Raw genomic sequence first — 22,153 nt, 5'->3', positions numbered from 1 at the left:
GGAGCCAGGCAGAGCCCGACAGAGCCCGACAGAGCCCGACAGGCCCCGACGGAGCCAGGCAGTGCCCGACAGAGCCAGGCAGAGAAGGAGCAGCAGACGATGACCCAGGCACATGACACCGCCCGGCTGGCCGGGCTGGGGACCGAGGCGGTGCGGCCCGACCTGCACGACCTCGACCAGCGCACGACTGCCGACCTGGTCCGGCTCGCCATCGACGAGCACCTGGCCGTGGACGCGGCTCTCGAGCACGGCGCGGACGCCCTGGTCGCCGCGGTCGACGCGGTGACCGAGCGGATGCGGCGCGGCGGCCGCCTGATCTACCTCGGCGCCGGAACCCCCGGCCGGCTCGCGGCCCTCGACGCGGCCGAGTGCCCGCCGACGTACGGCGTCCCCCCGGAGGTCGTCGTGGCGGTCGTCGCCGGTGGTGCGGTCGGCGCCGTCCGCTCGACCGAGCACTCCGAGGACGAGGGTGACGCGGCGGTGGCGGCGCTGGACGAGCTGGGTGTCACCGAGGCGGACGCGGTGGTCGGGATCACCGCCAGTGGTCGCACGCCGTACGTCGTGGCGGGTCTGCGATCGGCTCGGGCGAGGGGGGCGCTCACGGTCTCGGTCGCCAACAACCAGGGTGCGGAGACCTCGGACGTCGCCGAGATCGCGATCGAGACGCCGACCGGTCCCGAGCTCGTTGCCGGAAGCACCCGGCTCAAGGCGGGCACCGCCCAGAAGATCGTCCTCAACGCCCTCTCGACGCTGGTGATGGTGAGGCTTGGCAAGACCTTCGGCAACCTGATGGTCGACCTGGCCCTGGCCAACGGCAAGCTGCGCGACCGGGGGCGGCGGATCGTGGAGGCGGCGACCGGTGCGTCCTCCGATGCGGCTGCCGCGGCGCTCGAGCAGGCCGAGGGGTCGGTCAAGGTCGCGGTGGTGATGCTCCTGGGCGACGTGTCCGCCGCGGACGCGGCAGGCCGGCTGGCCCTGGGTCGGAGCGTGCGGGAGGCCCTGAGATCGGGGGGGTAGTCCCTGACAGAGCTGTCGCTTGAGGGCTCCCCGGGCAGCGTCTTTGTCAGGGACTACCCCGGTGGGGTGGGCCGGCGCGATCGCCGGTCAGCGCGGGTCGGTGGCCGTGACCTTGCTGAGGCCGCGAGGCGCGTCGGGGTCGAGTCCGAGCCGTCGGGCGAGGGACTCCACGACGAGCTGCGCCGGGACGATGAGCCCGATCGGCGCCACCGGCTCGGGCAGCTCGGGCCCCGGGACGTGGTACGACGAGGCGGCGGCCAGCGCGGCGTCGCCGCCCACCCCCAGCACCCGGGCGCCCCGGCCCGCGAGGTCGCCGGCCAGTTCCACGATGGGCGCGAGCATCGGCCCGTCGGGGGCGGCGACCACCACGGCGGTCAGCCCCGGCCCGACCACCGCGATCGGACCGTGACGCAGGTCGGCGTACGACAGCCCCCGCACCGGTCGCAGGCACGTCTCCTCGAGCTTGAGCCCCACCTCGAGCGCCGTGCCGAACCCCAGGCCCCGTCCGGTGACCAGCACGTCGTCGGACTCCGCGAGCAGGTCGACCGCGCCGGCCACACCCTCCTCGGCCGACTCCAGCCGGGAGAGCTCTGCAGGGACGCGCGCGAGGAGCTCCCAGAGCACCTCGCCGCCGTCCAGGGCGGCCGCCAGCCCGGCGAGGGCCGCGAGCTGGGCGGAGTAGGACTTGGTCGCGGGTACGGCGCGCTCGACGCCGGCCTGCGTAGTGAGGGGTACGTCGGACTCGGTCGCCAGCGGGCTGCTCGCGTCGTTGCTGATGCCGATCGTCGCCGCTCCGAGCTCGGCCGCCCAGCGCTGCACGGCGACGATCTCCTCGGTGCGGCCCGACTGCGAGACGCTGACGACGAGCGTGTCGGAGAGGTCGAGCCGCGCGTGGTAGTGGGTCGCGACGCTGGGGGCGGCCAGCGCCGCGGGGATGCCGAGCCGGGTCTCGACGAGGTAGCGACCGTAGACCGCGGCGTTGTCGGAGGAGCCGCGGGCGACGAGCAGGATCCGGCGCCGGCCCGTCATCGCCGTCCGTACCTGCTCGGCGCGGCGGCGTACCTCCTCGACGGTCGCGGCGACCGCCTGGCTCTGCTCGGCGATCTCAGTCCGCATCCAGGTCCGCGTCACAATTGGACTATACCAATGCGCCGAGGTGGGGGATCTCGCGAGGCGCCGTACGCTTGGCGACTGTCATGAGCACGACCCAGACCGCCACCCCGCGCACCTACGAGGTCAAGACCTACGGGTGCCAGATGAACGTGCACGACTCCGAGCGGCTCAGCGGGCTGCTCGAGGCCGCCGGCTATGTCGCCGCGCCCGAGGGAGACCAGGCCGACGTCGTCGTTCTCAACACCTGCGCGGTGCGTGAGAACGCCGACAACAAGCTCTACGGAAACCTCGGCCACCTCGCCCCGGTCAAGGCGCGGCGGCCGGGCATGCAGATCGCCGTCGGTGGCTGCCTCGCCCAGAAGGACCGCGCCACGATCACCCGGAAGGCGCCCTGGGTCGACGTCGTGTTCGGCACCCACAACATCGGCTCGCTGCCGGTCCTCCTCGAGCGCGCGCGGGTCCAGGAGGAGGCGCAGGTCGAGATCCTGGAGTCGCTCGAGGTCTTCCCCTCGACGCTCCCGACCAGACGCGAGTCGGTGTACGCCGCATGGGTGAGCGTCAGCGTCGGGTGCAACAACACCTGCACGTTCTGCATCGTCCCGAGCCTGCGCGGCAAGGAGAAGGACCGCCGTCCGGGCGACATCCTCGCCGAGGTGCGGGCGCTGGTCGACGAGGGCGTCAGCGAGGTCACGCTGCTGGGGCAGAACGTCAACGCCTACGGCGTCGAGTTCGGAGACCGGCGGGCCTTCTCCCAGCTGCTGCGGGCGTGCGGGGACGTCGCCGGGCTGGAGCGGGTGCGCTTCACCAGTCCGCATCCCGCCGAGTTCAGCGACGACGTGATCGCGGCGATGGCCGAGACCCCCAACGTCATGCACCAGCTGCACATGCCGCTTCAGTCCGGCTCGGACCGCGTGCTGCGGGCGATGCGGCGCTCGTACCGTCGCGAGCGGTATCTGGGCATCATCGAGCGCGTGCGCGCCGCGATGCCGGACGCCGCACTCTCGACCGACATCATCGTCGGCTTCCCGGGGGAGACCGAGGACGACTTCCGCGAGACGCTGGAGGTCGTGCGCGAGGCGCGCTTCGCCGCGGCGTTCACCTTCCAGTACTCCATCCGGCCCGGCACACCTGCGGCGACGATGCCCGACCAGGTGCCGCCGGACGTCGTTCGCGAGCGGTACGACCGGCTGGTCGAGGTCGTCAACGACGTCGCCTGGTCGGAGAACAAGCGGCTGGTGGGCCGCCGGGTCGAGCTGCTCGTCGCGGAGGGTGAGGGCCGCAAGGATCTCGCGACCCGGCGGATGACGGGCCGGGCCCGCGACAACCGGCTGGTCCACTTCGCCCCGCCGCCGGCTGCGGTGGCTGAGCAGCCGTCGCCGATCCGCCCGGGCGACGTGGTCGAGGTGGAGGTCACCTACGCCGCGCCGCACCATCTGGTGGCCGACGGGCCCCTGCTGGCCCACCGACGTACTCGCTCGGGAGACGCGTGGGAGGCCCGCACGCTCGCGCCCCCTCCCAGCACCGTGGGCCTCGGCATGCCAACCATCGGGGCCCCCACCACCAGCATTCCCACCCCCTGAGCGACGGGCCGCCGTCGTCAAATCCCCCGCTGAAGCGGGGCTTCTGTCACTTACTGGCCGCTGCAACCCCCAAGAAGTGCCAAATCCCCCGCGTAAGCGGGGGATTTGGCAGCCGCGGAGCCCTAGAAAGTGTTGTGGGGGTGGTCGGCGCTGCGTGGGTCGAGCGACGGGTAGCCAGCCTTCGGGTCGAGGCCCTCGGGGTTCTCCTCCGGCTCCTGAGCGTCTACTCCCGGACCCTCCGCCTCCGGGCCACCTTCGGCGTCCGATCCCACCCAGTCGCCGGCCTGGTCGGGACGTCGCGCTGCGGAGGTGTCCTTCTCCCCGTCGGTTCCGGACGACCCACCACCGACCGGGCCGACCCGCTCGCTGCTGACTCCCATCTGGCCGGCCGCCCGCTGATCACCGCCGGCATTCGGGTTGGAGTCGCGCAGCTCGGTGGGCTGCTCGTTGTCGGTGCCCTCTGCCTGGTCGCTCATGCCGTCGACTCCTTCTGGCCCTGCTCGTCCTCGCCGCCCTGGCCTCGCGTGGCCTCGGTGTCGCTGTCGGAGGGCTCGGTGATCTCGTCGCTGATCTCGTCGGGGATCTCCCGGCCGCCCTCGTTGCCCAGCCGGGAGAGGTCGGGAACCAGAGGCTTCGAGTCGTACAACGTCTCCTCGACCGCATCGACGCCGCCCGGGGGTGGCTCGGCAGGCTCGATCTCCGGACTCGGCTGCTCTCCGAGATCGGTCACGTCGTTCTCCCGTCAGCGGCGTCAGAACCCGTACGTCGTGTAGCTCTCCAGGGTCGTACCCAGGCGTTGGAGAACGAATCGCTCGTACGGCACGACCAGGTCGGGCAGCCCCTCGAGCGCGAACCAGCCCAACCCGGCGCACTTCGCCGGCTCGACGATCCGCGGCTCGCCGTCCCACTCCCGGCAGGCGAAGAAGAAGTCGATCCGCTCGTCGATCGGGTCCGCGTGGCGAGTGCGCTGCATCGCGGTCAGGAAGCCGAGAGACCCGACCTCGACCCCGATCTCCTCGGCCGCCTCACGGCGCGCTGCGTCGTACGCCGTCTCGTCCTGCTCGACGTGCCCGGCCGCGGCAGCAGCCCAGTGGTCGTCCATGTATCCGGTGTCGCGCCGCAGCTGGAGCAGAACCTCGTCGCCGCGGCTTCCCGGACGCAGCAGGTAGACGTACGACGCCGGGACCAGCCGGAAGCGATCGACCACGCCGGTCACTGTAGGGGCACCCTGACGGGCTCCCCGTCGGACGAGGTTCAGTTGCCGGTCTTGTCCTCGAGGAAGGACTGCGCCTTGTCGACCTGGCCCTCGAACTTCCCGTCGGTCTTCTCGTCAACGATGTCGCCGGCCTTCGTGATCGCCTCGTCGACCTTGTCCTCGTGCTCGTCGATGAACTTCTTGGCGTCGTCCATGAATCCCATGCCGCTACCTCCGTGGGGGCCGTCGATCGGCGACCGCTACCAGCACGCTAGCGCCGTGCGGCCGATCAATGAACCCCGAGGTCCTGAGCCAGCCGGATGACGTAGAAGATGACCGGCAGCCCGAACACCACGAGCATCACCCACGCCACGACCCGGTGGTAGGTCCGGGTGGGGTCGAGATGACCGGCGAAGTCGAGGAGCGCGCCGTCCGGCACGTGATGGGTCAGACCGATCCGCCGAGCCTCGTCGGGCATCCGGGTGCCGGGAAACCAGTACGGCGGGGCGACGTCGTGCGCAGGGTCGTCGGGCGCGTAGTCCTCGTCGAACTCGTCTTCGAGGGCCCCCGCCATGGCACCACCCTAGGGCGTGGGCCGCAATCCGCCACCGCCTGACAGACTGAGCCCCATGCCGAGCGTGACGGCGAGCCCGGCCGGAGGGTCGGCGCGCGGCCCGGTCGTGCACCCGATCGTGGCCGTGGTCGGCGCGACCGCCGCGGGCAAGAGCGAGCTTGCCCTCGACCTCGCCGAGCGCCTCGGCGGGGAGATCGTCAACACCGACGCCATGGCCGTCTACCGCGGCATGGACATCGGGACCGCCACCACGCCCGAGGCCGAACGCCGCGGCGTCCCGCACCACCTGCTCGACCTGCTGGAGGTGACCGAACCCCTGACGGTCGCCGAGTTCCAGGGCTGGGCCCGCGACGCGGTGGCCCAGATCCGTGGCCGGGACCGTACGCCGGTCCTGGTGGGCGGCTCCGCTCTTTACACCCGGGCCGTGCTGGACCGCTTCGAGTTCCCCGGCACCGACCCCGGCGTACGACGCGAGCTGGAGACCGAGCTCGCGGAGCTGGGTGCGCTGGCGCTCCATGCACGCCTGGCGCTGGTCGACCCCGGCGCGGCCGCCCGGATCCTGCCGGACAACGGCCGGCGGGTCGTCCGCGCCCTCGAGGTGGTGCGCCTCACCGGGCGCCCGTTCGGGGCCACGCTCCCCGCCCATGTGTACGACGACCCCCAGAGCGTCCAGGTGGGGGTCGACATCGACCGGCCCACGCTCGACGGCAGGATCGCCCAGCGCGTGCGCGCGATGTTCGAGGCGGGGCTCGTCGAGGAGGTGCGTCTCCTGCTCGCGGCCGGCCTGGCCGACGGGCGGACCGCGCGCACCGCGATCGGCTATCGCGAGGTCGTGAGCCACCTCGCCGGCGACATCACGCTCGACCGGGCCGTCGAGAGCACGACGGTCGCGACCCGCCGCTTCTCGCGGCGTCAGGACAGCTGGTTTCGCAAGGACCCTCGCGTCGTCTGGGTCCGGTACGACGACCCCGAGCGCGTCTCCCGGGCGGTGGAAGCCGTGGAGGCTGTCAGACTGGACGCGTGAGGTACGCCTTCCTCAAGGGCCACGGCACCGAGAACGACTTCGTGCTGCTGCCAGACCACGACGGGTCGGTCCACGGTGACCTGCCGGTCGAGCGCGTGCGCGCGTTGTGCGACCGCCGCGCCGGGATCGGGGGAGACGGGGTCCTGCGCGTGATCCGCTCGCTGGCGCTCACCGGCGGCGCCGGGGCGCCCGAGTGGTTCATGGACTACCGCAACGCCGATGGCTCCGTGGCGGAGATGTGCGGCAACGGCATCCGGGTCTTCGCGGGCCATCTGTACGACGAGGGGCTGGTCCCCGACGGGCCTGTGCGCATCGCCACCCGGAGCGGCGTCAAGACGGTGCGCCGTGAGGGCGGCCTGCTGACCGCCGAGCTGGGGCCCGCGACGTTCCACGGCGAGACGAAGGTGTCGGTCGGGGACCGCTCGTGGCCGGCCACGCACATCGTCGTCGGCAACCCGCACGCCGTGGTCCTGCTCGACGACCTGGCCGAGGCAGGGTCGCTGAGGCAGCCGCCCGAGGTCGACGACCAGCTGTTCCCCCACGGGGTCAACGTGGAGTTCGTGTCGCGCCGCGCGCCCGGTCACATCGCGATGCGGGTGCACGAGCGCGGCGCCGGCGAGACCAGGTCGTGTGGCACCGGCGCCTGTGCCGCCGCGCTGGCCAGCGCCGACGGCGACGGACCGGGGCGATGGCGGGTCGACGTCCCCGGCGGCACCCTGGAGGTCTCGCGCGACGAGACGGGCGCAGTGTCGCTCACCGGCCCTGCGGTCCTGGTCGCCCGCGGCGATACCGATCTCTGAGCCCACCGGCGACCGCCCTCACGCGGCTTCGGCTCCGCTGACCACCTCGGGGCTGGCGACGGCGTGCGCCGGACGCGGGAGGGCCAGTGCCGCCGCCGACGTGCCCGCGCCGCTCACGACCAGGAGCCACCAGACATGGTGGAAGTGCGTCATGGCGCCGGTCTGCTGGAAGGTGCCGAGCAGGGCGACGGTCAGCGCGACCCCGAACGTCGCGCCGAACTGACGCACGGCCTGGTTGATCCCCGAGCCCACGGCGCGCTCGTCGGCGGGCAGGTGCTGTACGGCGGCGCTGATGAGCTGCGGCATCACCAGGCTCACCCCGAGGCCCGCGAGCAGCCCCGACGGGAGCATCTCGGTGAGGTAGTGAGGCGTCGTCGACATCGCGATGAGCAGCCAGAGCCCGCCCGCGGCGTAGACCAGCCCACCCGGAACCAGCAGCGCCCGCTGGCCGAACCGAGTGGCCAGCCCGCCCATCCGAGGCGCCAGGAGGACCACGACGACCGGACCCGGAATCATCGCGAGACCCGCTCGCACGATGGAGTAGGCCCACACCTGCGTCGTGAACTGGATCGAGGCGAAGAACATCGCGGTGAAGCCGATCGTGAAGACCGCGGTGGCGACGTTGGCCCACCGGAACGATGGGTCGTTGAACAGGTGCAGGTCGATCGCCGGCGCTGCCACGGAGGCGGTACGGCGCACGAAGGCGGCCAGCACGACCAGGCCGAGCACGATCGCCCCGACCGTGCGCACCGACCACCACTGCCACTGCTGGCCCTGCACGATGCCCAGGGCGACCAGCGTGAGGGCCCCCGCGAGCAGGAGGACGCCGAGCGGGTCGGGGAAGGCCCGTCGGGTGTGCTCCCGAGCCTCGGGCAGGAGCCGGGGGGCCAGCACGAGGGCCACGAGGCCGACGGGCAGGTTGGCCACGAACACCGCGCGCCAGTCCCACTGCTGCACCAGCAGGGCACCGACGATCGGGCCCAGGGCCGCCGAGAGCGCCGAGATCGAGCCCCAGATCGCCACGGCGACCGGGACCTTCGCCGGCGGGAACACGGTCAGCACCAAGGCCAGTGCTGACGGGATCAGCGCGGCGGCGCCTAGCGCCTGCACGATCCGGAAGCCGACCAGGGCGGCAGGCGTCGGAGCCAGGGCACACAGCAGGGACGCGAGCGTGAACAGCGCGAGACCCAGCATGAACGTGCGCCTGCGCCCGAACCGGTCGGCCATCCGGCCCGCCGGGACCAGCGCCGCGGCGAGCGCGATGGTGTACGCCGACAGGGTCCACGACATGGTCGCGAGCGAGACCGTCGGGAAGCTGGCGCGGATGTCGCCGAAGGCGACGAACAGCACCTGGGTGTCGAGGAACACCATGAACGACGCGAGGCTGGCCACGACCAGCGCTGGCCAGGGGCGGACGAGGCGAGTGACGTCGGTGGGCACGACAGGACCCTACGACAGTGGAGTTGAGAAAAGCAACTAGTTGATCTAGAAATGATACCGCCGTAGGGTGGCTGCATGCCCGGCAAGACCTACGACCAGTACTGCGGGATCGCTGCCGCCCTCGACCGGGTGGGCGACCGGTGGACGCTGCTGGTGCTTCGCGAGCTGGCGTTCGGCCAGCAGCGCTTCACCGATCTCAAGGCAGGGCTGCCCGGCATCGCGACCAACCTGCTCACCGAGCGGCTGAGGGCGCTGGAGGCCGACGGTCTGGTCGAGCAGCGCGAGCTGCCGCCGCCCGCGGCGCGAACCGTCTATGCCCTCACCCACGACGGACACCGGGTGCTGCCGGTGCTGCGCGCGCTCTCGGCGTTCGGCCAGCCGTTCCTCGGTGAGCCGCAGGAGGGGCGCGTGCGCCATCAGGTCGCGGCCAGCGCGTTGACGACGCGCTTCGACGCCGCGTCGGCGCGCGATGCGTGCCTGACGGTCCTGCTGGAGCTCGACGGTCACGACGTCGTCGTGGGCGTGGACGACGGACAGCTGGTGCGGCCCGGGCCGGGCATGCGCGAGGACGTGCGCGTGAGCGGCAGCGCGGCGGCCATGATGCGGTGGGTGCGCGGGTCCTCCCTGGCCGACGTCGAGGGCGAGCTGGAGGTCTCGGGCACCCGCGCGGCGGTCCGGACGTTCGAGAAGGTCTTCGACCTCTCCCGCTGAGGCCCCGACGCGTCCGGCGGGTGCCGCCACTAGGCTCCGCCTCGTGGAGATCTCAGGTTCCTCGGCCCTGGTCACCGGGGCGGCGTCTGGCATCGGCGCAGCCGTCGCGCGCCAGCTGGCGCAGGCCGGCGCACGGGTGCTCCTCGCCGACGTCCAGGACGACAAGGGCCGCGCGCTGGCCGACGAGCTGGGCGGCGGCTTCGCCCACGTCGACGTCACCGACACCGCTGCGGTGCAGGCAGCGGTCGACCGTGCCGCTGAGCTCGGCGACCTGCGGATCCTGGTCAACTGCGCCGGCATCGGCCCGGCGGCGCGCACGGTCGGCCGCGACGGCACCTATGAGTCCGCCCACGACCTCGATCTCTACAAGAGGGTCATCGCGATCAACCTCGTGGGCACCTTCGACCTGATCAGGATCGCCGGCACGGCGATGTCGCGGCTGGAGCCGCTCGAGAGCGGCGAGCGTGGCGCCATCGTGAACCTGGCCAGCGTGGCGGCGTTCGACGGCCAGATCGGGCAGGCGGCGTACTCCTCGTCCAAGGGCGGCATCGTCGGGATGACCCTCCCGGTCGCCCGCGACCTCGCCGCGATCGCGGTGCGGGTGAACACCGTCGCGCCGGGCCTGATCGACACCCCCATCTACGGCGAGGGCGAGCAGGCCGAGGAGTTCAAGGCGCGGTTGGGGGAGTCGGTGCTGTTCCCCCAGCGGCTCGGCGATCCCTCGGAGCTGGCGTCGATGGTGCTGGAGTGCCTGCGGAACTCCTACATGAACGGCGCGGTCGTGCGCGTCGACGGCGGCATCAGGATGCCCCCGAAGTGACCGGCGTCTGACATGCGGGCGGTCGTCGTGCGCGCTCCCGGTGGGCCCGAGGCCCTGGTCCTGGCCGAGGTCCCCCGACCCCGCCCGGGGCCTGACGAGGTGCTGGTCGACGTCGAGGCGGTCGGGGTCAACCCGGTCGACGCCGGCAACCGCGCCGACCCGTCGTGGGCCGGTCTCCGCGCGCCGTACGTCGTCGGCTACGAGCTGGCCGGACACGCGGTCGACAGCGGGGAGCCGGTGTGGGCGCTGCTGCCGGTGCGAGGCACCACGAGGGGCGCGCTCGCCGACCGGGTCGCCGTACCCCGCGAGTACGTCGCGCCGCGACCGCCCGAGCTGCACCCGATCGTCGCGGCGGCGTTGCCGTTGGCAGGGTGCACGGCGCTCCAGGTGCTCCAGCGGCTGCCCCTCCCGGCCGGCTCGTGGGTGTTCGTCCACGGCGCGACCGGGGGTGTCGGGCACCTGCTGGTGCAGCTCGCCCGGAGCTGCGGGCTGCACGTCGCCGGCGCCGGCCGACCGGAGGAGCGTCGCCGTCTCGAGGAGCTCGGCGTCGACCTGGTCGTCGACCGCGCGGAGCCCGCACCGGTTGCTGCGGCGGCGCGGCGGCTCGGCGCCGAGCTGGACGCCGTCGTCGACCTGGTGGGGGGTCGGCTGGCCTCGTCCCTGCCCTCGGTGCGCGAGGGCGGCCAGGCCGCGACGGTCGTCGACCTCGCCGGCGACCTCGACCTCGCGATCGACCGGAACATCGACGTGCACGGCGTCCTGGTGAGGCCCGGCCGCGACCGGCTCTACGAGCTGTCGGCCGCCGTGTCCAGCGGCCTGCGCCCCCACGTCACCGACACCTACCCCCTCGAGCGAGCCGCCGATGCCCATCGCCGGCTCGAGGCGGGGCGCGTCGGCGGCAAGCTCGTCATCACCCTCTGACAGCTGCGGGTCTGCGGCTGCCAAATCCCCCGCTTCAGCGGGGGATTTGGCACTTCCTGGCCGCTGCAACCCCCAATAAGTGTCAACTCCCCCACTGAAGCGGGGGAATTGACCAAGCCCGCTAGACCCGGACGCGGGCGGAGGACGGGTCGTAGAGGGGGCGCAGGGAGACCTCGGCGGGGTAGTGCTGACCGGCGATGTCGACCTCCCAGGCGCCGCCGCCGAGCCAGTCCGCGGTGACCTTCTCGTCGGACGAGATGAACGCCAGGCCCACCGACGCGCCGAGCGTCCAGCCGTACGACGCGGCGCGGACGTACCCGACGACCTCGCCGTCACGCAGCATCGGCTCGGCGTGGTAGAGCAGGGGCTCGGGGTCTTCCAGCTTGATCTGCACCAGCCGCTGCGTCGAGGGGAACGCCGCCTTGCGGGCGAGCAGGGCCTCCTTGCCGCGGAAGTCCGTGTCCCACGCGACCGCGAAGCCCAGTCCGACGTCGAGCGGGCAGTCGGTGTTGTCGATGTCGTGGCCGTAGTCGCGGTACGCCTTCTCCATCCGCAGCGAGGCCAGCGCCTTGAGCCCCACCGGGCGCACACCCTCTCCGCCCGCCAGCGCGTCGTACAGGTCCAGGGCGCGGTCGGCCGCGACGTACAGCTCGTAGCCCAGCTCGCCGAGGTAGGTGATCCGTGCGCAGGTGACCGGCACGCCGGCGACCTCGATCTCGCGGACGCCGCGGAAGGGCCAGGCCGAGGTCGCCAGGTCGGCGTCGGTGAGCCCGCCGAGGACGTCGCGAGAGAGCGGACCCTGGAGGTTGAGCTGGGCGTACGCCTCGGTCTCGTCGCAGATGCTGACGTCGCGGTTGCGGGAGGCGCGCTCGAGCATCCCGGCGACGTGGCCGTGCGCGGTGTCGGAGGCGACCACCCAGAAGCGCTCCTCGTCCAGCTTCGAGACCGTCAGGTCGGCCTCGATCCGCCCGTCGTCGTTGAGCCACTGCGTGTAGGTGATCCAGCCCGGCTCGCCGTCGACGTCGCCGGCCGAGAGCTGGCCGAGCACGGCGCCGGCCTCCGGGCCGGTGACCGCGAGCTTCGCCATGAACGACATGTCCATGAGCCCGACGCCCTCACGCACCGCGCGGTGCTCGGCCTCCCATCGCGCGAACCACGGCGCCCGGCCCCAGGTGGGGTCGGCACTCGCGGTCCGACCCGCACCGGCGAACCAGTCCGCTCCCTCCCAGCCGGAGACCTCGCGGAGGTAGCCGCCGTTGCCGACGAGCCGCTGGTGGACCGGGGAGAGCCGCCGGTCGCGCATGGTGCGCAGCTGCTTGCCCGGCGTGTGCGCGGCGTACACCGTGCCGAGGATCTCCGTCGTGCGCTCCCGACGGTACGACGGGTCGAGCTGGTCGGCGCGGAAGCGGGCGACGTCCCACGCGGTCACGTCGACGTCCGGCAGCCCGGCGATGATCCAGTGGGCCAGCACCCGGCCCAGCCCTCCCGCGGAGAGGACGCCGACCGAGTTCATGCCCGCGGCGACGAAGTAGCCGCGGATGGCAGGCGCCTCGCCGACCGCCGGCATCAGGTCCGGGGTGAACGACTCGGGGCCGCAGAAGAACGTGCGCACCCCCACCTCGAGCGTGACCGGGACCCGCGCCATCGCGGTCTCCAAGAACGGGCTCATCCGGTCCCAGTCGGGCTTGAGGCTGGTGAACGTCGCGTCGCGCGGGATCCCCTCGACCGACCACGCCGCGGCGTGCGGCTCGAAGAGGCCGACCATCATCCCGCCCCCCTCCTCGCGGTAGTAGCCGTAGGAGGCGGGGTCCTCGAAGATCGGCGCGTCGGGGTCGATCCCCTCGATGGTGTCGGTGATCAGGTAGTAGTGCTCCGCGGCCTGGTTGGGGATCACCACGCCGCTCCGCTCACCGAGCTCGCGCGCCCACATGCCGGTGCAGTTCACGACGTACTCGCACTCGATACGGGTGCCGTCCTCGACCACCACGCCGCAGACCTCGCCGTCCGCCACGAGCACGTCCTGGACCCGCACGCTCTCGACGACCCGGACGCCGAGGTTCTTCGCGCCGCGGGCGAGGGACTGCGTGAGGTCGACGGGGTTCACGCGCCCGTCGCCGGGCACGTAGAAGCCCGCGAGGAGGTCGTCGGTCCTGGCCCAGGGGAACAGCTCGGACATCTGGTTGGGCCCGATCTCCTCGACCTCGAGCCCCAGGTGTCGCTGGAACGCCGCCACCCGGCGGTACTCGTGCAGGCGATCGGTGTCCGCGGCGGCCTCGATCAGGCCGACCGGCTTGAAGCCTGTCGCCACTGCGGTCTCGGCCTCGAGCCGGCCATAGAGGTCACGGCTGTAGAGCCGGATGCCGGTGCTCGTCTCGGACGTCGAGCCGAAGCAGGTCATCAACCCGGCGGCGTGCCAGGTCGTGCCACTGGTGAGCCGGTCGCGCTCGAGGACGACGACGTCGGTCCAGCCTTCGTGGGCGAGGTGGTAGGCGACCGAGCACCCGATCACGCCGCCCCCGACGACGACGACGCGGGCCCGGTCCGGAAGCGCTGGGCTGGCAGGCGGCGGGGTCACCGGCACAACCTAGCGGGCCCGGACGTCATCCGAATCGAGCGCTATGGGCCACGTTTCCGATGACGTCGCGGGCAAACGGGTTCGCGTGGGGACCGGCGCCGACCTACCCTGGGACCCGGATGACCAACGCACGCGACTTCTCCCTCGACGCCGAGCTGGCGCAGACCAGGGACTGGGACGTCGAGGACGATCTCCAGGACCCGGCCGACACCGACGACGGCCGGGATTCCGGCTACGCCGGCGACGCCGACGGTGAGGACCCCGAGCTCACCACCGGCCAGCAGGACCTCGCCGAGCGGTACGCCCTGCGTCGCGTCGCGGGGCTGTCCACCGAGCTCGAGGACATCTCCGAGGTCGAGTACCGCCAGCTGCGCCTCGAGCGCGTGGTCCTCGTCGGGGTCTGGACCGGGGGGAGCGTCGAGGACGCCGAGAACTCCATGGCCGAGCTCGCCGCGCTCGCCGAGACGGCGGGCTCCGAGGTGCTCGACGCGATCTACCAGCGGCGTGACAAGCCGGACCCCGCGACGTACGTCGGCCGGGGCAAGGTCGACGGGCTCGGTGAGATCGTGCGCGCCACCGGCGCCGACACCGTGATCTGCGACGGCGACCTGGCGCCCAGCCAGCTGCGCAACCTGGAGGACCGGCTCAAGGTGAAGGTCGTCGACCGGACGGCGCTGATCCTCGACATCTTCGCCCAGCACGCCAAGAGCAAGGAGGGCCAGGCGCAGGTCGAGCTGGCCCAGCTGACCTACATGAAGCAGCGCCTGCGCGGCTGGGGCGGCAACCTCTCGCGCCAGGCCGGTGGCCGGGTCGCCGCCGGCGCGGGCATCGGCGGTCGCGGCCCCGGCGAGACCAAGATCGAGACCGACCGCCGTCGGATCAACACCAAGATCGCCCGGCTGCGACGCGAGCTCGCCCACATGAAGGGCACGCGCGACACCAAGCGGCAGGAGCGGCGTCGCCGCCACGTGCCCGGCGTCGCCATCGCGGGCTACACCAACGCCGGCAAGTCGAGCCTGCTCAACCGCCTCACCGGGGCCGGGGTCCTGGTCGAGGACGCGCTCTTCGCCACCCTCGACCCCACCACCCGGCGTACGACGACCGCCGACGGCCGGGTGTACACCATGAGCGACACCGTCGGCTTCGTCCGGCACCTGCCGCACCAGCTGGTCGAGGCGTTCCGGTCGACGCTGGAGGAGGTGGCCGACTCCGACCTGATCCTGCACGTGGTGGACGGCTCGCACCCCGACCCGGAGGGTCAGATCACCGCGGTGCGCGAGGTCCTCGCCGACATCGGCGCCGACAAGGTCCCCGAGATCATCGTGGTCAACAAGGCCGACGCGGCCGACCCGCTGGTGCTGGCTCGCCTCAAGCAGCGCGAGCCGCACTCCGTGGTCGTCAGCGCCAAGACCGGCGAGGGCATCGACGAGGTGCTGGCTCGGGTGGAGGGCGACCTGCCGCGGCCCGGGGTGGAGTTCGCGGCGTTGGTGCCCTATTCCCGCGGCGACCTCCTCGACCGGCTGCACCAGCACGGCGAGATCGAGTCGCTGGAGCACACCGGCGACGGCACGGTCGTCCGCGGCCGCGCGCACGCCGACCTCGCCGGCGAGCTCGCGGCGTACCCCGTCTAGCCACCAGTCCCCTGGCGCGGTCAGGAGGTCTTGCGGTCTGCTCGGTCGGTGGGGTCGATGAGGCGGACGCCGACGCCTCGCACGCTGTCGAGGTAGCGCGGCTCGGCAGCGGTCTCACCCAGCTTGCGCCGGAGCCAGGAGAGGTGGACGTCGACCGTGCGGTCGGACCCGTCGACCTGTTGCCAGACCTCGGCCAGCAGGGTGCGCTTGCTGACGACCACGCCGACCCGCTCGGCCAGGGCGAACAAGAGGTCGAACTCCCGACGGGCGAGCTCCAGCTGCTCGCCGGCGAGGGTGGCGGTGCGCGTGGGCTCGTGGATGAGCAGCTCGCCGACCCGGATCGGCTCGGTGGTGGCCCCTCGCTGCGACCGTCGCATCACCGCGCGGATCCGGGCGGTGACCTGGTCAAGGCGGAAGGGCTTCACGACGTAGTCGTCTGCGCCGGAGTCCAGGGCACGCACCATCGTCGGGTCGTCGTCGACCGCGGTGATCACGATGACGGGCACCGCGCTCGCGGCTCGGATCATGCCGATCACGGTGAGTCCGTCGACGTCGGGCAGGCCCAGGTCGAGCAGGACGACGTCTGGCCGGTCGCCCAGCACGGCCTCGAGTCCGGCGATGCCGGAGGCCGCGGTCTGGACGTGGTGGCCGCGCTCGGAGAGCCCGCGGTCGAGGGCAGCCCGGATGGATGGGTCGTCCTCGATGACGAGGATGCTGGTCATGTGGTGGCAACACTTTCGGGGTCGATGACATGGCCCGGGCGCCCCAAGTAACCCCGTCAGGCTTTTCGTCGCCATCCCGAGAAAGGATGGTTGTCCCCTGGCGCGGTTTCGCGAGAAACCCGATTGCCCCGTCGCGGATAGGGTGCACCAGTGCCCGCCGTCCGTCTACCCATCGCCTCGGTGCTGGACACCGCGGTTGGTGCTCTGGGTGGTCAGGAACGACTAGGTCAGGTTGCCATGGCCGAGGCCGTGGGAGAAGCCCTGAGCCTGGATCGGCACCTCGTCGTACAGGCCGGCACCGGCACCGGCAAGTCACTGGCCTACCTCGTGCCGGCGCTTCTGCACGGCCGTCGGGTCGTCGTCGCGACGGCGACGCTGGCGCTCCAGCACCAGCTGGTCGAGCGTGACATCCCTCGTCTCGTCGAGGCGGTCGCGGCCGCCCACCCCGAGGTCGACACGTCGTACGCCGTGCTGAAGGGGCGCTCCAACTACGCCTGCCTGCACCGGATCCGCGAGGGCGCGCCGGACGACGAGCAGGGCGCGCTGGTCGACGTCCCCCAGAGTTCCTTGGGCAAGAAGGTCTTGGAGCTGCGGGCCTGGGCCGAGCAGCAGGCCGAGAGCGGTGGCAGCGGCGAGCGCGACCACGCCCCGCGGCACACCGACCGCGAGTGGCGTCAGGTCAGCGTCAGTCATCGCGACTGCCTGGGCGCGTCCCGCTGCCCGTTCGGCGGGGAGTGCTTCGTCGAGGTGGCCCGCGAGCAGGCCCATCGGTCGCACCTGGTCGTCACCAACCACTCGCTGCTGGCCATCGACGCCATCGAGGGCGTCCCGATGATCCCCGACTACGACGTGGTGGTGGTCGACGAGGCGCACGAGGTCGTCGCCCGCGTCACCCAGGCGGCGACCGACGAGCTGATGGCCTCCGACGTCGACCGTGCGGCACGGCGGGCGCGTCGCTACGTCGACGGCGAGTCGTCGGCGAGCGGCACCTCCGCGGCCGACGACCTCGCCGACGCGGGTGACGCGCTCACGGCGGCCATCGCGTCGTGCAGCCCGGGCCGTTTCGACGACCTGCCCGACGACCTCGGTGACGCGCTGGTCCTGGTGCGCGACGCGGCTCGAGCGTGCCTGTCGGCGTTCCCGAAGGAGGGTGACGGTGGCGGGGAGGCGGACGCCGCGCGCACCCAGGCCCGAGGCTCGGTGCAGGAGGTGTTCGCGACCGTCGAGCGGATGGCGGCCAGGTCGGAGTCCGACGTGCTGTGGCTCCGCGAGGGCGGCACTGTGGGGCAGAGCCGTATCCCGCCGCGACTGTGCGTCGCGCCCCTGGAGGTCTGGGGCCCGATGCGCGAGAAGCTGCTGAGCGACAAGACGGTCGTGCTGACGTCGGCGACCCTGATGCTCGGCGGCGACTTCGACGCCATCGCCACCTCGGTCGGGCTTCGGCCCGAGGAGCGGGTCGGCGTCGTCGGGCCCGACGAGGCCGCTGCGCAGGTGGCGCACGGCGAGGGCGCCCTGCCGTGGGTGGGCCTCGACGTCGGCTCGCCGTTCGACTACGGCCGCCAGGCCATCCTCTACATCGCGCGTCACCTGCCGCCCCCCGGTCGCGACGGGCTCGGGGAGGCTCAGCTCGCCGAGATCGCGAGCCTGGTCGACGCCGCCGACGGCCGCACCCTCGGACTCTTCAGCTCACGTCGCGCCGCCGAGGCCGCGGCCGAGGCCATCCGGGAGCGGCTGCCCCATCTGACGACCCTGGCCCAGGGCGAGGCGCAGCTCCCGGAGCTGTCCCGGCAGTTCGTGAGCGACCCGCACACATGTCTGTTCGGCACGCTGAGTCTCTGGCAGGGGCTCGACGTCCCGGGCGAGACGTGCCAGCTGGTGCTCATCGACAGGATCCCGTTCCCCCGCCCCGACGACCCGCTGATGAGCGCGCGGCAGCGCGCGGCCGAGCGCGAGGGCCGCAACGGCTTCATGCAGGTCGCGGCCACCCACGCCGCGCTGCTGCTGGCGCAGGGCACCGGACGCCTGATCCGCACCACCACCGACCGCGGCGTCGTGGCGGTGCTCGACCCGCGGCTGGCCACCGCGAGGTACGGCGGCTACCTGCGCGCCAGCCTGCCGCCGATGTGGACGACGTACGACGGCGACCTGGTCCGCGAGGCGCTCTCGCGACTGGCGCGGGCCGAGGCCGCGAGCTGAGGCGTCCCCGGGCGCACTACGTCGCGGCGCGGAGCGACATCAGCACTCGAAGGGACGTTTTCGCGGTGGTTCGGCCCAGGCATCCAGCGCCTCGGTCGTGAGCGGCTCCGCGGCCAGCGGTGGCCGTGGCTCGGCCTTCGGTGAGCTGGGGGGCTCCTCGCTCGTGGCGAGGCCGACCGGCTCGTCGGGGATCGACTCGATGGCCGGCGCTCGGGTGCCGGCGACCCGGCGGTTGAACTCCAGCCGCCTGGCCTTCACCAGCTGGCGGCTGTCGGCGAACCACGGGTCCACCAGCCACATCGCCACGATCACCAGCGCCCACCCGGCGCACACGTCGAGGATCCAGTGGTTGCCGGTGCCGATCACGACGACGGCGGTGACCACGGCGTGCAGCCACGCCAGCCCGCGCGCCCAGTAGCTGCGCGTGCTGCGCCGCACCACCAGGGCGACCCACAGCGCCCAGCCGGCGTGCAGACTCGGGAACGCCGCCAGCTCGTTGGTCAGCCCACCCATCCCCTTGGGCGCCGAGGCGTCCGTGCTCCACCAGCCGTCGTTGGCATGCTGGCTCAGGACGTCGGTGTATCCGCTCAGCATCCGCGGCGGTGCGGTGGGCAGGAGGAGGTAGCAGGCCAGGCCCAGCAGGCACGACACCACCAGAGCCCAGCGGGCTGGCGCGTAGTGCTGCGGGCCCTTGCGCCACAGCCAGACCAACACGAACAGGGTCACGGTGTAGTGAGCCGCGGCGTACCAGTAGCAGGCAGGGATCGCGGCCCAGCTGTGGGCCACGAAGAAGTTGTTGATGCTGTGCTCCCAGTCGAGGTGGAGAACACGCTCGAGGGAGTGCAGGTCACCCGCGCGGTCCTGCGCGGGGCCGAGGTCGCCGTTGGCGAAGGTGCGGGTGATGCAGTAGAAGATGTAGAGAACGCCGATCAAGACGATCTCGCGCAGGCCGCGGCCCCGGAGGAGCCTTCCCCCGGTGATCGACCCCACGCTCGACCGAACGCTCACCCGCTCATCCTCTCAGGGAGGCGCAAAGGGTTTGCACCACCCTCATGACGCACCTGCGGCCGTCGTCATGACATACGCACAGGTCTACAGGAGAGCACCGACAGGCACCAGATACTTCCCGGTGTCTCGGGGGAATCTCAGGGTCAGACGCGCCGCAGCACCGCGGTGACCTTGCCCAGGATGGTCGCCTGGGAGCCGTCGATCGGGGCGTACGACGCGTTGTGCGGCAGCAGCCAGACGTGGCCGTCCTTGCGCTGGAACGTCTTGACCGTCGCCTCCCCGTCGATCAGGGCCGCCACGATCTCGCCGTTCTCGGCGGTCTGCTCCTGCCGGACCACGACGTAGTCGCCGTCACAGATCGCGGCCTCCACCATGGAGTCTCCGCGCACCTCGAGCAGGAACAGCGTGCCCTCCCCGACGAGCTGCCGGGGGAGCGGGAACACGTCCTCCAGGGTCTCCTCGGCCAGGGTCGGACCACCGGCAGCGATCCGGCCGACCATCGGCACGTAGGTCGCCTCGGGTCGCGCGTCGCCGACGCCGGTCTCGTCGTACGACGACTCCTCGTCGGCCACGGCGCCACCCAGCGAGCGACGCGCAGCCATCACCTCGGGCAGGAAGACCTCCAGTGCGCGGGGCCGGTTGGGGTCGCGCCTGAGGAAGCCCTTCTCCTCCAGCACGCGCAGCTGGTGGGCGACGCTGGAGCTGCTGGTCAGGCCGACCGCCTGGCCGATCTCCCGCATGCTCGGCGGGTAGCCGCGCTTCTCGATGGCCTCCTTGATGGTGGCCAGCACCCGCTGCTGACGGGGCGTGAGCCCGGTCGCGTCGGGGGCTCCGTCGGGAAGCTCGGCGACCCGGGACGAACCTGTGGTGCCCCGGGATGTGCTCCGTGTCATGGCCGACACCGTACGGCGCAGCGGCACCCTCGATCAAACACCTGTTCGAATCGGGCGTGTCGCGCCCGCACTCCGATGCCGACCGCGGCGCGAGTCCATGGAGCCGAGTCAGTGGGTTCGGCGTTCGACCAGTCGGCCTTGGTGTCTGGCCGACAGCCGAACCAGCCCCAGGGTGCTGCTGTACGCCGAGGTGCTGTAGATCGGCGAGAAGCACCGGAAGTTGAGGTCCTGGACCTTCTTGGTCACCCTCATGATCGAGCTGCCGCTGACCGTCGTATAGCCGCCGCTGATGGTTCCGTTGAGGGAGATCGGGTCGACGGACGACGAGCCGGAGATCTCCTCGAGGAAGCAACCGCTGGCGTCCGCTGCGGAGAGCGTCACGCTGACCGAGAGCAGGTAGGTGCCCGGCTTCGGCACGGTGAGGCTCTGGCTGGTCGGCCCGTTGGGCAGCCGGTAGGTCAGGGCGGGTGCCCCGAGCTCGGCGGCGTCCTTGCCGTCGACTCGGTCGGCGTTCAGGTGCTTGACGACCTTCGAGCTCGAGACCGCCAGTGGCGGCGCCCCATGCGCCGACCGGAGCGTGAGCGTGGGGGACCGGCCCGTGGTCGCCAGGCTGGTGGTGGCCGTAGCACGGTTGCGGTGCCCGAGCAGCAGTGGCCGGCCCGAGGCCGCGTACGCCCCCAGGTTGGCCGCGCCGACCAGGACGGCGACCGCGAGCAGGACCGGGACGAGGCGACCACGTGCGTACGACGTCATGCCGGCCAGGCTCCCGGTCCGGCGTAACGCCTGGGTAATGCCTGGGCGATGTCTGGACAATGCCGCCGTTCACGGCGGGCGGGGGACGCTGGGCGTCAGCGCCCGCGCCACTGCCGCGCATCACCCTCGACCTGGGCCGACGCCAGGGAGCGGAGGGTGCCGCGATGCACCGACCGCACCAGGGTGAAGGTCAGCGTGTTGCGGAACCGGACGCCTACGGGACTCGTCAGCCCGCCGTTCGCCTCGCAGACGAGGGCCGCCGCGCCGGTCTCGAGGACCGTGACCGGACCGGTGCCGTCGATGATGGCGGTGCCCGCGACGACCTGGGCGCCGGCGACGACGGCGAACTCTCGCCGGGAGTCGGTGACGAAGCACAGCGGCGGCGGGGCGCCCGCGGGGGCGTGGTTGTCGGTGACGAGGTCGAAGGACACGTTGTAGTGCCCGGGCGGCAGGTCGGTGGCCTGGAACCCGGTGTCTCCGGAGGTGCCGGTGGGCACGACGTAGCGGTAGGAGCGAGACAGGTCGCCGGCCTTGAGGCCGTCGACGCGGGTGGCGTTGAGGTGGGCCACCTTGGTGCTGCTGCTGACGGCGAACGGCGCGACGCCGTCGGCGGTGGCGAAGCGGAAGGCCGGGCCGGCGCCGTCGTTGGTGACGGTGGTGGCGTGGTCCTCGTGGTTCTTGGCGCCGAGCCGGAAGGCGTGACCGTCGGCGGCGTACGACGCGAGATTCGCGCCGCCGACGACGGCCGCTGCGCCGATGACGACGGGCAGGATCCGGCCAGGGAGGTGTGGGTTCACGACAGGTGCTCCTCGGTGAGGACGGACCCGAGTGCCCGTCACCGAAGACGCTTACCCGCTCCTGGGTCGATCGGGGACGGTCTTGCGAACCAGACCCCCAGGGAATCTGGTGCTTGGGGTGCCTCCGGTGGGCCGGCGTGTCCCGAGATCACGCCGGCCTACCCGACCCATGACGTCGGCGGGCCCTGATGGCCGGTGCCGAGGCAGACCTTGCCTTCTGGAGGGCGCGCTGTCCGGCGAACGTCTTAATTCTGTCTTAAGGAAGCGCTGGTCAATCCCGCCTGCTGCGGCGCGATGCGCGCACGCCGGCTGCGTGGCAGCCGCTCGACGTGCGCCCAGCGTGCCGTCGCGACCCCGCCTTGCCATCGCACACGCGTCGCGGC

The 22,153-nt window shown here is 72.2% G+C and carries 22 protein-coding genes; 9 read left to right on the top strand and 13 right to left on the bottom strand.

Annotated features, from left to right (window positions below; genetic code table 11):
* Positions 1-99 precede the first annotated feature (99 nt).
* Positions 100-1,017, top strand: coding sequence for an N-acetylmuramic acid 6-phosphate etherase (murQ, locus tag VHW64_RS18445; RefSeq protein WP_329652041.1), 918 nt, complete (start codon positions 100-102; stop codon positions 1,015-1,017).
* An 87-nt stretch (positions 1,018-1,104) separates the two neighbouring features.
* Here murQ and VHW64_RS18440 read toward each other — a convergent pair whose 3' ends face one another.
* On the bottom strand, positions 1,105-2,148 hold the full coding sequence (locus VHW64_RS18440) for an SIS domain-containing protein (RefSeq protein ID WP_329652040.1): 1,044 nt from the start codon (positions 2,146-2,148) through the stop codon (positions 1,105-1,107).
* A gap of 65 nt (positions 2,149-2,213) precedes the next feature.
* Here VHW64_RS18440 and miaB point away from each other — a divergent pair, with 65 nt between their 5' ends.
* Positions 2,214-3,710, top strand: coding sequence for a tRNA (N6-isopentenyl adenosine(37)-C2)-methylthiotransferase MiaB (gene miaB, locus VHW64_RS18435; protein WP_329652039.1), 1,497 nt, complete (start codon positions 2,214-2,216; stop codon positions 3,708-3,710).
* Between the two features lie 122 nt (positions 3,711-3,832).
* Here the strand turns inward: miaB and VHW64_RS18430 are convergent, their stop codons facing one another.
* The 5 genes from VHW64_RS18430 to VHW64_RS18410 form a co-directional block, all read right to left on the bottom strand.
* Entirely contained in the window at positions 3,833-4,186 is a 354-nt protein-coding gene (locus VHW64_RS18430) for a hypothetical protein (RefSeq protein WP_329652038.1), read from the bottom strand.
* A complete protein-coding gene (locus VHW64_RS18425) occupies positions 4,183-4,440 on the bottom strand; it encodes a hypothetical protein (protein ID WP_329652037.1) in 258 nt (85 codons plus the stop codon). Before VHW64_RS18425 ends, VHW64_RS18430 begins: the two co-directional genes overlap by 4 nt.
* A gap of 21 nt (positions 4,441-4,461) precedes the next feature.
* Entirely contained in the window at positions 4,462-4,917 is a 456-nt protein-coding gene (locus tag VHW64_RS18420; protein ID WP_329652036.1) for an NUDIX domain-containing protein, read from the bottom strand.
* Positions 4,918-4,964: 47 nt separating this feature from the next.
* Entirely contained in the window at positions 4,965-5,129 is a 165-nt protein-coding gene (locus VHW64_RS18415) for an antitoxin (protein ID WP_329652035.1), read from the bottom strand.
* 65 nt (positions 5,130-5,194) lie between these two features.
* Positions 5,195-5,479 carry a hypothetical protein gene (locus VHW64_RS18410; RefSeq protein WP_329652034.1) on the bottom strand — a complete coding sequence of 95 codons (285 nt, stop codon included), beginning with the start codon at positions 5,477-5,479 and terminating at the stop codon, positions 5,195-5,197.
* 55 nt (positions 5,480-5,534) lie between these two features.
* Between VHW64_RS18410 and miaA the strand changes: the two genes are divergently transcribed.
* Complete coding sequence (gene miaA / locus VHW64_RS18405) at positions 5,535-6,503, top strand: tRNA (adenosine(37)-N6)-dimethylallyltransferase MiaA (RefSeq protein ID WP_329652033.1); 969 nt, start codon at positions 5,535-5,537, stop codon at positions 6,501-6,503.
* Positions 6,500-7,303, top strand: a complete 804-nt coding sequence (gene dapF / locus VHW64_RS18400) for a diaminopimelate epimerase (RefSeq protein ID WP_329652032.1) — start codon at positions 6,500-6,502, stop codon at positions 7,301-7,303. Before miaA ends, dapF begins: the two co-directional genes overlap by 4 nt.
* Positions 7,304-7,321: 18 nt before the next feature.
* On the opposite strand, the gene VHW64_RS18395 is transcribed toward dapF, so the two are convergent.
* On the bottom strand, positions 7,322-8,743 hold the full coding sequence (locus VHW64_RS18395) for an MFS transporter (RefSeq protein WP_329652031.1): 1,422 nt from the start codon (positions 8,741-8,743) through the stop codon (positions 7,322-7,324).
* Between the two features lie 75 nt (positions 8,744-8,818).
* On the opposite strand from VHW64_RS18395, the gene VHW64_RS18390 reads away from it, so the two are divergent.
* Genes VHW64_RS18390 through VHW64_RS18380 form a run of 3 tightly spaced genes read left to right on the top strand, consistent with a single transcriptional unit; the run spans position 8,819 to position 11,195 of the window.
* A complete protein-coding gene (locus VHW64_RS18390; RefSeq protein ID WP_329652030.1) occupies positions 8,819-9,454 on the top strand; it encodes a helix-turn-helix domain-containing protein in 636 nt (211 codons plus the stop codon).
* Between the two features lie 43 nt (positions 9,455-9,497).
* Positions 9,498-10,274 (top strand): SDR family NAD(P)-dependent oxidoreductase, encoded by a 777-nt coding sequence (locus VHW64_RS18385; protein WP_329652029.1) that lies wholly within the window; start codon positions 9,498-9,500, stop codon positions 10,272-10,274.
* Positions 10,275-10,286: 12 nt separating this feature from the next.
* A complete protein-coding gene (locus VHW64_RS18380; RefSeq protein ID WP_329652028.1) occupies positions 10,287-11,195 on the top strand; it encodes an NADP-dependent oxidoreductase in 909 nt (302 codons plus the stop codon).
* 121 nt (positions 11,196-11,316) lie between these two features.
* Here VHW64_RS18380 and VHW64_RS18375 read toward each other — a convergent pair whose 3' ends face one another.
* Positions 11,317-13,770, bottom strand: a complete 2,454-nt coding sequence (locus VHW64_RS18375) for an FAD-dependent oxidoreductase (RefSeq protein WP_329652027.1) — start codon at positions 13,768-13,770, stop codon at positions 11,317-11,319.
* A 119-nt stretch (positions 13,771-13,889) separates the two neighbouring features.
* Here VHW64_RS18375 and hflX point away from each other — a divergent pair, with 119 nt between their 5' ends.
* Entirely contained in the window at positions 13,890-15,401 is a 1,512-nt protein-coding gene (gene hflX, locus VHW64_RS18370; RefSeq protein WP_329652026.1) for a GTPase HflX, read from the top strand.
* 20 nt (positions 15,402-15,421) lie between these two features.
* Here hflX and VHW64_RS18365 read toward each other — a convergent pair whose 3' ends face one another.
* Positions 15,422-16,123 carry a response regulator transcription factor gene (locus VHW64_RS18365; protein ID WP_329652025.1) on the bottom strand — a complete coding sequence of 234 codons (702 nt, stop codon included), beginning with the start codon at positions 16,121-16,123 and terminating at the stop codon, positions 15,422-15,424.
* A gap of 237 nt (positions 16,124-16,360) precedes the next feature.
* Between VHW64_RS18365 and VHW64_RS18360 the strand changes: the two genes are divergently transcribed.
* On the top strand, positions 16,361-18,319 hold the full coding sequence (locus VHW64_RS18360) for an ATP-dependent DNA helicase (protein ID WP_329652024.1): 1,959 nt from the start codon (positions 16,361-16,363) through the stop codon (positions 18,317-18,319).
* A gap of 39 nt (positions 18,320-18,358) precedes the next feature.
* On the opposite strand, the gene VHW64_RS18355 is transcribed toward VHW64_RS18360, so the two are convergent.
* The 4 genes from VHW64_RS18355 to VHW64_RS18340 all read right to left on the bottom strand — a co-directional run bounded on the left by VHW64_RS18355 (position 18,359) and on the right by VHW64_RS18340 (position 21,770).
* Positions 18,359-19,327 (bottom strand): phosphatase PAP2 family protein, encoded by a 969-nt coding sequence (locus VHW64_RS18355; RefSeq protein ID WP_329652023.1) that lies wholly within the window; start codon positions 19,325-19,327, stop codon positions 18,359-18,361.
* Between the two features lie 143 nt (positions 19,328-19,470).
* Positions 19,471-20,220 (bottom strand): transcriptional repressor LexA, encoded by a 750-nt coding sequence (gene lexA / locus VHW64_RS18350; protein ID WP_329652022.1) that lies wholly within the window; start codon positions 20,218-20,220, stop codon positions 19,471-19,473.
* A gap of 108 nt (positions 20,221-20,328) precedes the next feature.
* Positions 20,329-20,973, bottom strand: coding sequence for a hypothetical protein (locus tag VHW64_RS18345; RefSeq protein WP_329652021.1), 645 nt, complete (start codon positions 20,971-20,973; stop codon positions 20,329-20,331).
* A 95-nt stretch (positions 20,974-21,068) separates the two neighbouring features.
* A complete protein-coding gene (locus tag VHW64_RS18340; RefSeq protein ID WP_329652020.1) occupies positions 21,069-21,770 on the bottom strand; it encodes a hypothetical protein in 702 nt (233 codons plus the stop codon).
* Positions 21,771-22,153 lie beyond the last annotated feature (383 nt).

Origin of the sequence: Nocardioides sp. (assembly GCF_036267815.1) — a bacterium.
GTDB lineage: Bacteria > Actinomycetota > Actinomycetes > Propionibacteriales > Nocardioidaceae > Nocardioides.
This window is presented reverse-complemented; position numbering and strand designations above follow the sequence as displayed.

Excerpts from the sequence above, each read along its gene's own strand:
- VHW64_RS18345 (WP_329652021.1), bottom strand. The coding sequence starts at position 20,973 with ATGACGTCGTACGCACGTGGTCGCCTCGTCCCGGTCCTGCTCGCGGTC.
- VHW64_RS18390 (WP_329652030.1), top strand. The coding sequence starts at position 8,819 with ATGCCCGGCAAGACCTACGACCAGTACTGCGGGATCGCTGCCGCCCTC.
- VHW64_RS18430 (WP_329652038.1), bottom strand. The coding sequence starts at position 4,186 with ATGAGCGACCAGGCAGAGGGCACCGACAACGAGCAGCCCACCGAGCTG.
- hflX (WP_329652026.1), top strand. The coding sequence starts at position 13,890 with ATGACCAACGCACGCGACTTCTCCCTCGACGCCGAGCTGGCGCAGACC.
- VHW64_RS18410 (WP_329652034.1), bottom strand. The coding sequence starts at position 5,479 with ATGGCGGGGGCCCTCGAAGACGAGTTCGACGAGGACTACGCGCCCGAC.
- miaB (WP_329652039.1), top strand. The coding sequence starts at position 2,214 with ATGAGCACGACCCAGACCGCCACCCCGCGCACCTACGAGGTCAAGACC.
- VHW64_RS18360 (WP_329652024.1), top strand. The coding sequence starts at position 16,361 with ATGGCCGAGGCCGTGGGAGAAGCCCTGAGCCTGGATCGGCACCTCGTC.
- miaA (WP_329652033.1), top strand. The coding sequence starts at position 5,535 with ATGCCGAGCGTGACGGCGAGCCCGGCCGGAGGGTCGGCGCGCGGCCCG.
- VHW64_RS18380 (WP_329652028.1), top strand. The coding sequence starts at position 10,287 with ATGCGGGCGGTCGTCGTGCGCGCTCCCGGTGGGCCCGAGGCCCTGGTC.
- VHW64_RS18365 (WP_329652025.1), bottom strand. The coding sequence starts at position 16,123 with ATGACCAGCATCCTCGTCATCGAGGACGACCCATCCATCCGGGCTGCC.
- murQ (WP_329652041.1), top strand. The coding sequence starts at position 100 with ATGACCCAGGCACATGACACCGCCCGGCTGGCCGGGCTGGGGACCGAG.
- VHW64_RS18415 (WP_329652035.1), bottom strand. The coding sequence starts at position 5,129 with ATGGGATTCATGGACGACGCCAAGAAGTTCATCGACGAGCACGAGGAC.
- lexA (WP_329652022.1), bottom strand. The coding sequence starts at position 20,220 with ATGACACGGAGCACATCCCGGGGCACCACAGGTTCGTCCCGGGTCGCC.